The 12,933-nt window shown below is 35.1% G+C and carries 15 protein-coding genes; 14 read left to right on the top strand and 1 reads right to left on the bottom strand.

From position 1 onward, the window contains the following. Positions 1 to 6 precede the first annotated feature (6 nt). The 5 genes from rsmG to JR050_RS04430 all read left to right on the top strand — a co-directional run bounded on the left by rsmG (position 7) and on the right by JR050_RS04430 (position 4,254). Positions 7 to 723, top strand: coding sequence for a 16S rRNA (guanine(527)-N(7))-methyltransferase RsmG (rsmG, locus tag JR050_RS04450; protein WP_204202302.1), 717 nt, complete (start codon positions 7 to 9; stop codon positions 721 to 723). Positions 724 to 848: 125 nt separating this feature from the next. Then, entirely contained in the window at positions 849 to 1,694 is an 846-nt protein-coding gene (gene noc / locus JR050_RS04445) for a nucleoid occlusion protein (RefSeq protein ID WP_204202301.1), read from the top strand. 139 nt (positions 1,695 to 1,833) lie between these two features. Next, positions 1,834 to 2,595 (top strand): AAA family ATPase, encoded by a 762-nt coding sequence (locus JR050_RS04440; RefSeq protein ID WP_204202300.1) that lies wholly within the window; start codon positions 1,834 to 1,836, stop codon positions 2,593 to 2,595. Then, complete coding sequence (locus tag JR050_RS04435) at positions 2,588 to 3,436, top strand: ParB/RepB/Spo0J family partition protein (protein ID WP_204202299.1); 849 nt, start codon at positions 2,588 to 2,590, stop codon at positions 3,434 to 3,436. The genes JR050_RS04440 and JR050_RS04435 overlap by 8 nt, the downstream gene beginning before the upstream one ends. A 113-nt stretch (positions 3,437 to 3,549) precedes the next feature. Then, positions 3,550 to 4,254: a DUF554 domain-containing protein gene (locus tag JR050_RS04430; protein WP_204202298.1), complete on the top strand. Its 705-nt coding sequence runs from the start codon at positions 3,550 to 3,552 to the stop codon at positions 4,252 to 4,254. Positions 4,255 to 4,405: 151 nt separating this feature from the next. Here the strand turns inward: JR050_RS04430 and yyaC are convergent, their stop codons facing one another. After that, positions 4,406 to 5,023, bottom strand: coding sequence for a spore protease YyaC (gene yyaC, locus JR050_RS04425; RefSeq protein WP_204202297.1), 618 nt, complete (start codon positions 5,021 to 5,023; stop codon positions 4,406 to 4,408). 84 nt (positions 5,024 to 5,107) lie between these two features. On the opposite strand from yyaC, the gene JR050_RS04420 reads away from it, so the two are divergent. From JR050_RS04420 to JR050_RS04380, 9 genes are all read left to right on the top strand, one after another. Continuing rightward, positions 5,108 to 6,130, top strand: coding sequence for a YkvI family membrane protein (locus JR050_RS04420; protein WP_204202296.1), 1,023 nt, complete (start codon positions 5,108 to 5,110; stop codon positions 6,128 to 6,130). A 49-nt stretch (positions 6,131 to 6,179) separates the two neighbouring features. Next, the gene (locus tag JR050_RS04415; RefSeq protein ID WP_204202295.1) at positions 6,180 to 7,076 is read left to right on the top strand and encodes a mechanosensitive ion channel family protein; all 897 of its coding nucleotides are present in this window, start codon (positions 6,180 to 6,182) and stop codon (positions 7,074 to 7,076) included. A 14-nt stretch (positions 7,077 to 7,090) separates the two neighbouring features. Then, positions 7,091 to 7,291 (top strand): DUF951 domain-containing protein, encoded by a 201-nt coding sequence (locus JR050_RS04410; protein ID WP_204202294.1) that lies wholly within the window; start codon positions 7,091 to 7,093, stop codon positions 7,289 to 7,291. Positions 7,292 to 7,313: 22 nt separating this feature from the next. Further along, positions 7,314 to 9,323, top strand: a complete 2,010-nt coding sequence (locus tag JR050_RS04405) for a molybdopterin-dependent oxidoreductase (protein WP_204202293.1) — start codon at positions 7,314 to 7,316, stop codon at positions 9,321 to 9,323. Between the two features lie 137 nt (positions 9,324 to 9,460). Next, positions 9,461 to 10,561, top strand: coding sequence for a redox-regulated ATPase YchF (gene ychF, locus JR050_RS04400; RefSeq protein WP_204202292.1), 1,101 nt, complete (start codon positions 9,461 to 9,463; stop codon positions 10,559 to 10,561). 126 nt (positions 10,562 to 10,687) lie between these two features. After that, positions 10,688 to 10,978: a 30S ribosomal protein S6 gene (gene rpsF, locus JR050_RS04395; RefSeq protein ID WP_204202291.1), complete on the top strand. Its 291-nt coding sequence runs from the start codon at positions 10,688 to 10,690 to the stop codon at positions 10,976 to 10,978. Positions 10,979 to 11,017: 39 nt separating this feature from the next. Next, positions 11,018 to 11,515 carry a single-stranded DNA-binding protein gene (ssb, locus tag JR050_RS04390; protein WP_204202290.1) on the top strand — a complete coding sequence of 166 codons (498 nt, stop codon included), beginning with the start codon at positions 11,018 to 11,020 and terminating at the stop codon, positions 11,513 to 11,515. A 45-nt stretch (positions 11,516 to 11,560) separates the two neighbouring features. After that, a complete protein-coding gene (gene rpsR / locus JR050_RS04385; RefSeq protein WP_204202289.1) occupies positions 11,561 to 11,803 on the top strand; it encodes a 30S ribosomal protein S18 in 243 nt (80 codons plus the stop codon). 176 nt (positions 11,804 to 11,979) lie between these two features. Then, positions 11,980 to 12,921 (top strand): YybS family protein, encoded by a 942-nt coding sequence (locus JR050_RS04380; RefSeq protein WP_204202287.1) that lies wholly within the window; start codon positions 11,980 to 11,982, stop codon positions 12,919 to 12,921. Positions 12,922 to 12,933 lie beyond the last annotated feature (12 nt).

Raw genomic sequence — 12,933 nt, 5'->3', positions numbered from 1 at the left:
TTAAACATGAATCAAGAACAATTCGTAACTTTACTTAAGGAGAAGGGGATTTCTCTTTCTCCGGTCCAGATAGAACAGTTTGAGCGTTACTTTCAAGTCTTGGTTGAATGGAACGATAAGATGAATTTGACAGCTATTACTGAGAAAGAAGAAGTGTATTTAAAACATTTCTATGATTCAATATCAGCTGCATTTTATACAGACTTTAATCAAGAAATAAAAGTTTGTGATGTTGGAGCAGGAGCAGGATTTCCAAGCATCCCATTGAAAATTTGTTTTCCATCCATTCATGTAACAATTGTGGATTCCTTGCAAAAAAGAATTTCATTCTTAAATCATTTAGCAAAGGAATTAAACTTGTCAAATGTAACATTTTATCATGATCGTGCAGAAACGTTTGGTCAAAAAACAGAGTTTCGTGAATCATTTGATCTTGTGACTGCAAGAGCAGTTGCTCGTTTATCTGTTTTAAGTGAATTGTGTATTCCACTTGTAAAAGTAAATGGACAATTTGTTGCGATGAAAGGTGCTTCTGCAAAGGAAGAATTAGAAGAAGGAAGAAAAGCATTGAAAGTACTTGGTGGTGAGCTAAAAGAAGAACACCAGTTCCAATTACCTACTGAAGAAAGCAATCGTTCTATCTTTATTATTAAAAAGACACAAAAAACACCAAAAAGATATCCAAGAAAGCCTGGTACACCTAATAAAACACCGATACAATAAGAGATTAGTACAAATGTAATCCTTTTCTAGATAAAATGTTTCACGTGGAACATTTTCATAGAAGGAAAGTCACAGATAATAACGAATATATATAAGAGGAGTTTCCTAAAGGTGGTGGGTAAAGGATGAAGAGTCCTTTTTCTAGAATTTTCGGTATTGGGGAAAAAGAGGTAGCCGAAATTATTGAGAAAACAGATCGAGATGAAATCAAAAAAATTCCACTTTCTGATATCGTTCCAAACAGATATCAACCACGTACAGTTTTTGATAATGAGAAAATTGAAGAATTATCATTGACTATTCATACTCATGGTATTATTCAACCAATCGTAGTTCGTGAATATGAATCGGGGAAATTTGAAATCATTGCAGGTGAACGTCGTTTTAGAGCTGTGACAAAACTTGGTTGGGATACGATACCAGCAATCATAAAGGACTTTAATGATGCAGAAACAGCTTCTGTTGCTTTAATAGAGAACTTACAACGTGAAGAATTATCCGTTATTGAAGAGGCAATTGCTTATGCAAAGTTATTAGAACTTCATAATTTAACTCAAGAAGCATTAGCACAACGTTTAGGTAAAGGGCAATCAACTGTAGCAAATAAATTACGGTTATTAAAGTTACCAGAAGAAGTACAAGATGCATTACTTCAAAAACAGATTACAGAAAGACATGCTAGAGCACTTATTCCTTTAAAAAGTGCTGATAAGCAAGTGAAACTTCTAAAAGAGATTATAGAACTTCAACTAAATGTAAAGCAAACAGAGAACCGTGTTAATAGATTGTTAGAAGAAACAATGGACAAGCCTAAACCTAAGCGTAAAGCATTTAGTAAAGATATGAGAATTGCAATGAATACAATTAGGCAGTCACTGACTATGGTCCAAGATAATGGGGTCGAGTTAAATTCTACCGAAGAAGAATTTGATGATTTTTATCAAATTACAATTAAAATTCCAAAGAAATAAGACATCAAATCCCTATAATTTTGTAGGGGTTTATTTTTTTCTTTAAAAAAATTAGCAAAAAAACTCTTTTTTTTTCGATTCGTGTTAAAATAATATAGTTGATAGATAATTTGCTAGATTTTTGAAGGTAGGTGACACAGTGGCAAGAATAATTTCCATAGCAAACCAAAAAGGTGGAGTTGGGAAAACAACAACATCTGTAAATTTAGGAGCTTGCTTAGCATACTTAGGAAAAAAAGTACTATTAGTAGATATTGATCCTCAAGGAAATGCCACAAGTGGTGTTGGTATTGATAAAGCCGATGTTGATGCGTGTATTTATGATGTATTAGTAGAAGACGCAGAAGCAAAGACTGTTATTAAGCCAACTGATGTGGAGAATTTATATATAATACCTGCAACGATTCAGTTAGCTGGTGCTGAAATTGAGTTAGTACCAACTATTTCGAGAGAAGTTAGATTAAAACGAGCATTAGAAACAGTGGAAGCTGCGTATGACTATATCATCATTGATTGTCCTCCATCTCTTGGATTATTAACAATCAATTCACTTACAGCCTCAAATTCTGTTTTAATCCCTGTACAATGTGAATATTATGCTCTTGAGGGACTTAGCCAGTTATTAAATACGGTCCGTCTTGTTCAAAAACATTTAAACACAGATTTAATGATTGAGGGCGTATTATTAACAATGCTTGATGCAAGAACGAATTTAGGTATTCAAGTGATAGATGAAGTGAAAAAATACTTCCAAGAAAAGGTTTATCAGTCCATTATTCCTCGTAATATTAGACTTAGTGAAGCGCCAAGTCATGGAAAACCAATCATTATTTATGACCCAAAATCAAGAGGTGCTGAAGTATACTTAGACCTTGCAAAGGAAGTGATGATGAATGGCTAAAGGACTAGGGAAAGGGATAAATGCATTTTTTCCGAATGTTGACTTAAATAAAGAAGAAATTATTCAAGAAATTAAGTTAAAGGATCTTCGCCCTAATCCATACCAACCTCGTAAGTACTTTGAAGAGGAAGCAATTGAAGAGCTAAAGGAATCAATTATTCAACATGGTATTTTGCAACCTATTATTGTTCGTAAAAGTATAAAGGGTTATGAAATTGTTGTAGGGGAAAGACGTTTTCGTGCAGCAAAAGCAGCAGGATTAGAAGTTGCTCCTGTTGTTGTAAAGGAACTTTCTGAACAAGAGATGATGGAGCTTGCATTACTCGAGAACCTTCAACGTGAAGATTTAACACCAATTGAAGAAGCCCAAGCTTATCAATCATTAATTGAACAGTTAAATCTTACGCAAGAACAATTAGCTAAGCGTCTAGGTAAAAGTCGTCCTCACATAGCGAATCATATACGTTTATTATCTCTTCCTGAGGTAGTAAGAGGTTATATCTCTGATGGTAAACTTTCAATGGGGCATGGGAGAGCGTTACTTGGCTTAAGAAAGAAAGAAAAATTGAATGCGGTTGTAGAAAAGATTATTAAAGAACAACTTAATGTAAGACAACTAGAACATTTAGTGCATCAATTAAATGAAAATGTTTCACGTGAAACATTGAAGCCTAAAAAGGAGAAAGATATCTTTATTAGGGAAAGAGAAACTGTACTCAGAGAGAGGTTTGGTACATCGGTTTCTATTAAACAAACGAAGAAAAAAGGTAAAATAGAAATAGAATTTATGTCCCCAGATGATTTGAATCGGATTCTTGAATTACTGGGTGCAATCGAATAAATAAAACCACTTTTGTGGTTTATTTTTTTAGGTTCAAGCATACTTCCAGCGTTGCAAGGCTTGGTGTTAGCAAATTTTGATAATCCGAAGTACGGAAAAAAGGAGAAAAAGATATGGTTTTACTTGGGACGATTGTAAACGGGATTTGTATTGTTTTAGGAACATTCATCGGAAGCTTTCTAACGAAAATACCAGAAAAGGTAAAAAATACAGTGATGCAAGGGATTGGTCTCTCTGTCTCACTTTTGGGTATACAGATGGGACTTAAAAGTGAACAATTTCTTATCGTAATTATGAGTATTGTAATTGGTGCTGTCATTGGTGAGTTTATAGACCTCGAGGATAAATTAAATCGATTAGGATTATGGATTGAAAAGAAAATAGGGAAAAGGGCGAAAGGGGATATTGCAAAAGGATTTGTTACAGCTACATTAATCTTTGTAATCGGTGCTATGGCAATTATCGGCTCATTAGATAGTGGAATTAGACAAGATCATCAAGTTTTATATACAAAGTCATTAATTGATGGATTTACAAGTTTAATATTAACTACAACTCTAGGTGTCGGAGTAATGTTGTCTGCGATTCCTGTTATGCTCTATCAAGGTTCAATCGCACTGTTTGCTACGCAAATCGAACGTTTTGTTCCAACTGCTATTATGGATTCCTTTATTGTTGAAATGACTTCTACTGGCGGATTAATGATTTTGGCAATTGGTCTGAATTTATTAGGTATTACTAAAATTAAAGTGGCCAATTTGTTGCCAAGTATTGTTATTGTGGCAATTCTTGTAACAGTAGTTCACCAATTGTCATGATCAACAACCTGAAAGAAAGAGGTTCTCTCATTTCTTTCAGGTTGTTTTTTTGATCGCTGTTTTCCTTTTTGTCAAGGATAAGAGATTCTACTTTGTTTACCTATTTGTAGAACTTGATTGATTTAGTAACAAAGTTTACAAAAAGTGCCTTTTATATAGATTTCGATTTATTTAGAGAATACCTAGCTAGTAACTGTTTGCGTTTTAACAAACGGTCAGCCTCTAAGATTCCATCAGAAATAGTTGTCGCCATCTTCATCACTAGATTTAAACGTGTATTTTGAAGAACAAAATACTCCATAAAACCACTTACATTCACAATTCCTGTAATATGTATGTCACCCACAGGAGGTAATTCCTTTTTTACGCCTGCTCCTGGCTTCACAGGGCCAGTTGCAACTGTTACACACCCTACGTTCTTTAATCTGCCTAAACAAGCGTCTATGGCTAAAATAAACGGGTTATTTAGCTTGTCTTTTATATATGTTAATTGTTCCTCTAAATTCACAGCGTGTATAGGGTTCTCTAACGTTCCAAACACATGAATAAAGGATATACCTGACTCTTCTAGTTTTGTTCCAATTAATGGACCTAGTGCATCCCCAGTAGACCGATCTGTACCGATACAAACAACAGCGATTTGTTTGTCTAACTGAGTGGGAAAGAGAGACATAAGCTGACTGGCAATTTTCCTCGTTGCTTCATCATCATCAAAAAGAATTCTAGATCCCACGCTCAGTTTTTCAAAAATTTTCGGTCTAAGATTCATAGATTCCACTCCTTAGTAATAGTAGTAACAGTATACGGAGAAATAGATGATTCTATACATGTTATTAGTAGGAGGGTGTTTGTTTTGTTAAAATCGGGGATAAAATGGATGTTTATTATATTAGGAGCAATGATTGGTGCAGGCTATGCTTCTGGTAGGGAGTTATGGCAATTTTTTGGTGAAGAAAGTGGACTTGCTATTATTATTTTTACTGTCTTATTTATTATTTCAAGTTACATTGTAATGAAAATTGGTTATGAAGAAAAAACAGAGCATTTTCTACCCATACTTCAGAAGTTAGTAGGGAAAAAGATTGCAACATATTATGATGTTATTATTATTTTTTATTTGTTTACAACAACAGTCATTATGCTGGCAGGTGGTGGATCAACGGGGGAATTGTTTCATATTCCATATACATTGGGGATACTTTTTATATCAGCTATCCTTGTTATTGTGTTTATTTGGAACATAAAAGGACTTGTATCGCTAAATTATATTTTAATTCCTATTTTAGTAGTTGGACTTACGGTGACATTATTATTTTTCATTTCGAACGGGCATTCTATTTTGAGTTTTAGAGATTGGAATAAACAATCGAACTGGCCATCTTCTTTTACTTTTACGGCCTTAAACGTATTATCATTAATTGCTGTAATAGGAGCGATAGGAAAGGAGATTAAAAATAAAGGGGAAGCGTGGATTGCGAGTATTGGTAGTGGTTTAATTCTTGGAGGTGTTTCATTTATATACAATGAAGTGCTAATTGAAGTATCCAGTGAGCTTGTTTTATATGATATTCCACTGTTTGCGATTATTAAAGACTTTCCGTATAGCGCAATCATACTTATGTCCATTCTATTATGGTTAGCTGTTGTATCTACAGCTGCTTCAGGGTTATTTGGATTAACTGCAAGAATACGAGAGTATATAAAATTGCCACTTTGGCTAACTGCGCTGTTATTGTTAGTCATTATTGTCCCTTTAACAAAACTTGGTTTCTCATTCTTGATTGCTGTTTTGTACCCTATTTTTGCTGTATTAAACTTATATTTACTCGTTGCAATTATGGTTTATCCAATTGCAAATCGCTACAAATGGGAGTAGTTTACTGTTAAAATAGGAATTACAATTATGAAATAAGGAAGGAGTTTCAATGAATAAAATTAATGATGCGTACGACAAAATACTAGAATTTATTACTAATGAACTGGTTTGGATTACAATTGGTCAAGGTTTTCTAAAAATCATATTAATCTTGATTATGTCTACAATCTTAATTCGTATTGGAAAGATCGCGATTCAAAAGTTCTTTATGATAAGGACGAAAAGTCCACTTAGGGTGACAGAGCGCCGAGAAGCAACATTAGTCAAGCTATTAATAAATATTTTGACATATGTCATTTATTTTATTTCGTTTATTATGATTTTAGAGGTCTTTACTATTAATGTAACAGCACTGTTAGCTGGTGCGGGAGTAGCGGGCCTAGCAATAGGGTTTGGTGCACAAAACCTTGTAAGAGATATTATAACTGGTTTCTTTATCATCTTTGAGGATCAGTTTTCTGTTGGAGATTATATCCGTACAGGAACGTTTGAAGGGACTGTAGAAGAAATAGGTCTACGTATTACAAAGGTAAAAAGTGTTGGAGGAGAAATTCATATTATTCCAAATGGAAGTATTGTAGAGGTAACAAATTATTCTATATCTAACAGTGTTGCAATAGTAGATATAAGTATTGCCTATGAAAGTAATATTGAACTGGCCGAAAAGGTAATTCAAGAGCTATTAGAAGAAACTTTCTCCAAAAATGAAGATATGGTAAAACAACCGGAAGTTTTAGGGGTTCAAACATTAGGAGCTTCAGAGGTTGTCATACGTGTCATATCAGAAGTAAAACCAATGAGACATTTTGCAGTAGCGAGGTTACTTCGTAAAGAAATTAAAGTAGCATTAGATGAAAATGGTATTGAAATTCCATATCCGAAACTCGTAACATATACAAGACAGGAAAGTTTGGATGGCACAGAAAATGTGCAACAGAAGGGATAAGGGATTGGTGACGTATGGAGGAAAAAGTGTTTAGATTAAACGATATTGTTGAGATGAAGAAACAGCACCCATGTGGCACAAATCGTTGGAAAGTAATTCGAATGGGGATGGATATTCGAATTAAATGTGAGGGTTGTGACCATAGTGTCATGATTCCTAGACGAGAATTTGCACGGAAAATGAAAAAAGTATTAGTGAGACACGAAGGGGAATGAACTAGAGTAGGAGAGATGAGAGTTGGCACTAGAGATAAAGAAATCTGCATGCCCTTTAAATTGTTGGGATAGCTGTGGTTTTACAGTCACAATTAATGACGGCAAAATTAGTAAGATTGAGGGAGATAAAGACCATCCGATTACGAAAGGTAAAATTTGTGGGAGAGGAAGGTTATTGGAAGAGAGAACGAATAATGCTAATCGCCTCACACAACCGTTAAAGAAAATAGATGGTCAATTTCATCCGATTTCTTGGCAACAAGCCTTGGATGAAATTGCAGGTAAGATGAAGAGTGTCAAAGAGGAATTTGGTTCAACTTCTGTTTTACACAGTCATGATTATGCTAATGGTGGTTTATTGATTAATTTAGATAGCCGCTTTTTCAACTGTTTTGGTGGAGTTACAGAACTTACTGGAAGTATTTGTTGGGGAGCTGGAATTGAAGCACAGATGTGGGACTTTGGTGACTCGTACAGCCATTCTCCAGAGGATGTATTAAATAGTAATCATATTGTGATATGGGGAAGAAATGTAGCGAGAACAAACATGCATTTATACGAAAAATTGCAAGAGGCAAAGCGTAACGGTGCGACGATTTCGGTTATTGATCCAATTCACAATGCTACAGCAAAAATTGCGAATCGTTATGTTTCAATAAAGCCTGGAATGGATGCATTTTTAGCGTTCGGAATTATGAAAGAAATTTTACGATTAAAACTAGAAGATATAAGTTTTATACAAAATCATTCAATAGGATTTGATGATGTTATAGAACTACTTTCTTCCATATCTATGGAACAAATTGTAGCATACACAGAGGTAGAAGAAGAGATTATAACTGAATTAGCTCATGTTTATGGTAATGGCCCTGTTATGACATACATGGGTCTAGGAATGCAGCGATATAAAAATGGAGGCAATACAATCCGTTCAATTGATGCATTAGTAGCAATGAGTGGTAATGTAGGAATTCCTGGTGGTGGAGCCAACTATGGAAATCTTCAAGTTGGTCAAAGCTTTAATGTAGGAAACCTTACTTTATCAGATAAAAAGACAGCAACTCGATCGTTTACAATGATGAAGCAAGCAGAAGGGATTTTAACAGCTGAAGAACCGCCAATAAAGATGATATTTGTAACATGTGGAAATCCTTTAACACAAGTACCTGACACGAATAAAGTAAAACAGGCCTTTGAACGTGTAGACACAATTGTGGTTATTGATCAATATATGACAGATACAGCTGTGGTAGCTGACTATGTCCTTCCAACCACAACATCTTTTGAAGTGGAAGATGTTTATTATTCATCCATGTATCATGGGTATGTGAATTATGGTCCAAAACTGGTTGAGGCACCGGGCGAAGTAAAATCAGATTTTGAAATATGGTCAGAGCTTGCAAATAGACTTGGGTTTGGTGACGAGTTTTCATATACAAGAGAACAATTTATTAAAATGGGACTTACTTCATTAATTGGGAATAACGTGACGTTTGATCAGATTAAACAAAAGGGACATATGAAATTACCAGAAGTAAAAGATGTTCCTTGGGCAAGCTACCAGTTTAAAACACCAAGTGGTAAATATGAATTCACTTCTCAAAAAGCAGAGAAAAAAGGTCAAAATGGAAAACTAACTTTATCGTTACCGAGGGAATCTATGCACACAAACCGCCCTTTAGGCGAGGAATATCCATATACCCTATTATCGATTCATCCATTAAGGTCAAACCATTCACAGCATTACCACATCATTCCTGGTCTGCAACAAAACAAAATTGAGGTATCAACGGATATCGCACTAGAAAAGGGACTTCAGGAAAATGATACTGCAAAGATTTTTAATGATCGAGGAGAACTAACAGGGGTTGTCAAAATCTTAAAGACATCTCATTCTAAAGTCATTAATGTAGATGAAGGGAATTGGAAGGCGTTCGGTGGAAGTGTCAATGTGTTAACGTCAGATGAAGTATCTGATAATGGTTTAGGTAGTACATTATATGATTGTTTAGTCAATATTGAGAAATGCTAAGGCACCTGTAAAGGTGTCTTTTTTATAGCAACTACCTAACAGTATTGCTTGTCTTTTTATGTGGTTCTATCTATAATTGTGAAAGGTTAATATGTTTACGGAAGTATTTATGTTTTTAGGAAAGAGGAGTGAAGAAAATGGCATTAACAGCTGGTATCGTAGGTCTTCCTAACGTTGGGAAGTCAACATTATTTAATGCAATTACACAAGCGGGAGCAGAATCTGCGAACTATCCGTTCTGTACTATAGATCCAAATGTAGGGATTGTTGAAGTTCCAGATCATCGTTTAACAAAGCTAACTGAATTAGTAAAGCCAAAGAAGACAGTTCCTACTGCATTTGAATTTACAGATATTGCAGGGATTGTAAAAGGTGCAAGTAAAGGTGAAGGGCTAGGAAATAAGTTCTTAGCACATATCCGTCAAGTAGATGCAATCTGTCACGTTGTACGTTGCTTTGCTGATGAGAATATTACTCATGTATCAGGAAAAGTAGATCCAATTGATGATATTGAAACAATCAACCTTGAACTAATTCTTGCTGACTTAGAGTCTGTTGATAAAAGAATTGAACGAGTTGGGAAATTATTAAAATCAAAAGATAAAGAAGCAATTGCTGAACATGAAATTCTCGTTATGTTAAAAGAAGCATTCGAAAATGAAAAGCCTGCTAGAACAGTTGAATTTACAGATGAACAAATGAAGATTGTAAAAGGGTTACACCTTTTAACGATTAAACCTGTACTATATGTAGCGAACGTGAGTGAAGATGATATTGTAGATCCTTCAGGTAATGAATATGTTGCAAAGGTAAAAGAATTTGCAAAGGCAGATAATGCAGAAGTAATTGTTGTATGTGCAAAGATTGAATCTGAAATTGCAGAATTAGATTCAGAAGAGAAGAAAGCATTTTTAGAAGAATTAGGGATCGAAGAATCTGGACTTGATCAATTAATTCGTGCTGCCTATCATTTACTAGGTTTAGCAACATACTTCACAGCAGGAGTGCAGGAAGTTCGTGCATGGACGTTTAGAAAAGGAATGAAAGCACCTCAGTGTGCAGGAATTATTCATACAGACTTTGAACGTGGATTTATTCGTGCAGAAACTGTTTCATACGACGATCTTCTTGCTGGAGGAACAATGGGAGCTGCAAGAGAAGCGGGGAAAGTACGGTTAGAAGGTAAAGAATACTTTGTACAAGACGGAGATGTCATTCACTTCCGTTTTAATGTATAAAAATAACCATTATCTCGAGTTGCCTTGCAGAGGGCTAATATCTCTGCTATAATGTATAATTGTGAGTAATTATTAATTGCTCCTTGCCCTATTTAGGGCCGTTTAGTCCAAAAGGAGGTGACAGAAATGAGAAAGTACGAAATTATGTACATCATTCGTCCAAACATTGAAGAAGAAGCTCAAAAAGCGCTAGTTGAACGTTTCAACGGTGTTTTAACTGAAAATGGTGCGGAATTAGCAAATGTTAAGGAATGGGGTAAGCGTCGTCTTGCATATGAAATCAACGATTTCCGTGACGGTTACTACATGCTTGTAAATGTTAATGCTCCAGCAGTAGCTGTTCAGGAGTTTGATCGTCTTGCTAAGATTAACGAAGACATCATCCGTCATATGGTTGTAAATGTAGAAGATAAGTAAGATAGATAATAGGTAATCTTAAGGGAGTTGGGTATTGATATGATGAATCGTGTTGTTCTTGTTGGCCGTTTAACGAAGGATCCAGAATTACGCTATACGCCAAGTGGAGTTGCAATTGCGACATTTACATTGGCTGTAAATCGTACTTTCACGAATCAACAAGGTGAGCGCGAGGCTGATTTCATCAACTGTGTAATTTGGAGAAAGCCAGCAGAAAATGTTGCGAACTTCCTAAAAAAGGGAAGTTTAGCAGGAGTCGATGGTAGAATCCAAACTCGTAGCTATGAAGGACAAGATGGAAAACGTGTATATGTAACAGAAGTGTTAGCAGAAAGCGTTCAATTCTTGGAGCCACGCAATGCCGGTGGTGACCGTGGTGGATATTCACAAGGTGGACAAGAAGGTTCATCTTTTGGACAACGAAACCAAAATCAAAATCAAAACCAACGTAACGAAGGATTCACTCGTGTGGATGAAGATCCGTTTGCTAATGATGGCCAACCGATTGACATTTCAGACGATGACTTGCCGTTCTAAAATAGACCGGAATTAAAAATTCCAAGTAAGAAGGGAGGGTATATCATGGCTGGATTCCGTAAAGGTGGTCGTGGTGCTAAGCGTAAAAAGGTATGTTTCTTTACTTCTAATGGTATTACTACTATTGATTATAAAGATACTGACCTTTTAAAGCGTTTCGTATCCGAGCGTGGTAAAATTTTACCTCGTCGTGTAACAGGTACAAGTGCAAAGTACCAACGTAAATTAACAGTTGCTATCAAGCGTGCTCGTCAAATGGCATTGCTTCCATATGTAGCTGGTGAGTAATAGATAAATGCAGCAGGGATTTCCTTGCTGCTTTTTTATTTTGCCTGATTATCACTATGACAAGTTTAATAGGAACTAATTATAGTGATACTTAATAAAGGGTATATAAGTGGGAGCGAAATTTCGAATATGCTATAATACCTAACAGAAACTGAATGTTTATGAGGTGAGAAGTATTGGGTAATACCCGTGTTTTAACGGAAAGTGCAGTGACGCTGGCACTATATTCCATATTATTACTTATGAGTTTGTACGTGCCCATATTAGGTCTTATTACTTTTTTTCTTTTAGCTTTGCCTTTTGTTGTTTATACAGCAAGAAGAGGTTGGAAAAATGGGTCAGTCTTATTCATAGCAGCAACCATTCTTACTGTTCTTATTGGTTCATTGATCTCAATTCCTATTGTAATCTTATTTGGAACAAGCGGAGTCATCATAGGATACTTATATAAACTAAACAAATCAAGATATGAGATATTAGCAATTGGTACAATTGCCTTTATAGTCAATTTGCTTCTTTTATATGGCATATTAGTTTCCTTTATGGGTATAAAGCCGATTGAACAGTTTAACGTGAGTGCACAACACTCTCTCCAAACTTTTCAAGACAAAATGTCTGTTTGGGGGCAAACGTTGAATGAAAACCAAATTAAACAATTCGAGGAAGCATTTGAATTAGCGCCTTTACTTATTCCGACAGTATTAGTAATACTTGCTACTTTTTTAGCTTTTGTAACACAGTTAATCTCAACACCTATACTTAAAAGATTTAATTTCAAGGTGGAAAAATGGCCACCATTTAGAGAGATAAAGCTTCCTAGAAGTATTATTTGGTACTATTTAATTGTTATGATTTTAATGATGACACAGGTTATTGATAAGGAATCTGTTCTCTATGTTGGGGTCATCAATCTATTTTTTGTATTAGAATTATTGATGGTTATACAAGGTCTTTCGTTCATCTTTTTCTTTAGTTATCATAAAAAATTATCAAACGGAATACCAATTACCATATTAATCCTATCACTCTTCCTTCCTTTTCTACTTTATATTGTACGGATTATAGGTATAATTGACTTAGGGTTTAATATTAGAGAAGAAGTGAAAAAGAGTAGTTAAATTTACATGAAA

Source organism: Bacillus suaedaesalsae, from assembly GCF_016890225.1.
Lineage (GTDB): Bacteria > Bacillota > Bacilli > Bacillales > SA4 > Bacillus_BS > Bacillus_BS suaedaesalsae.
Note: the sequence above shows the minus strand (reverse complement) of the source record. Positions and strands in the feature narration are given on the sequence as shown.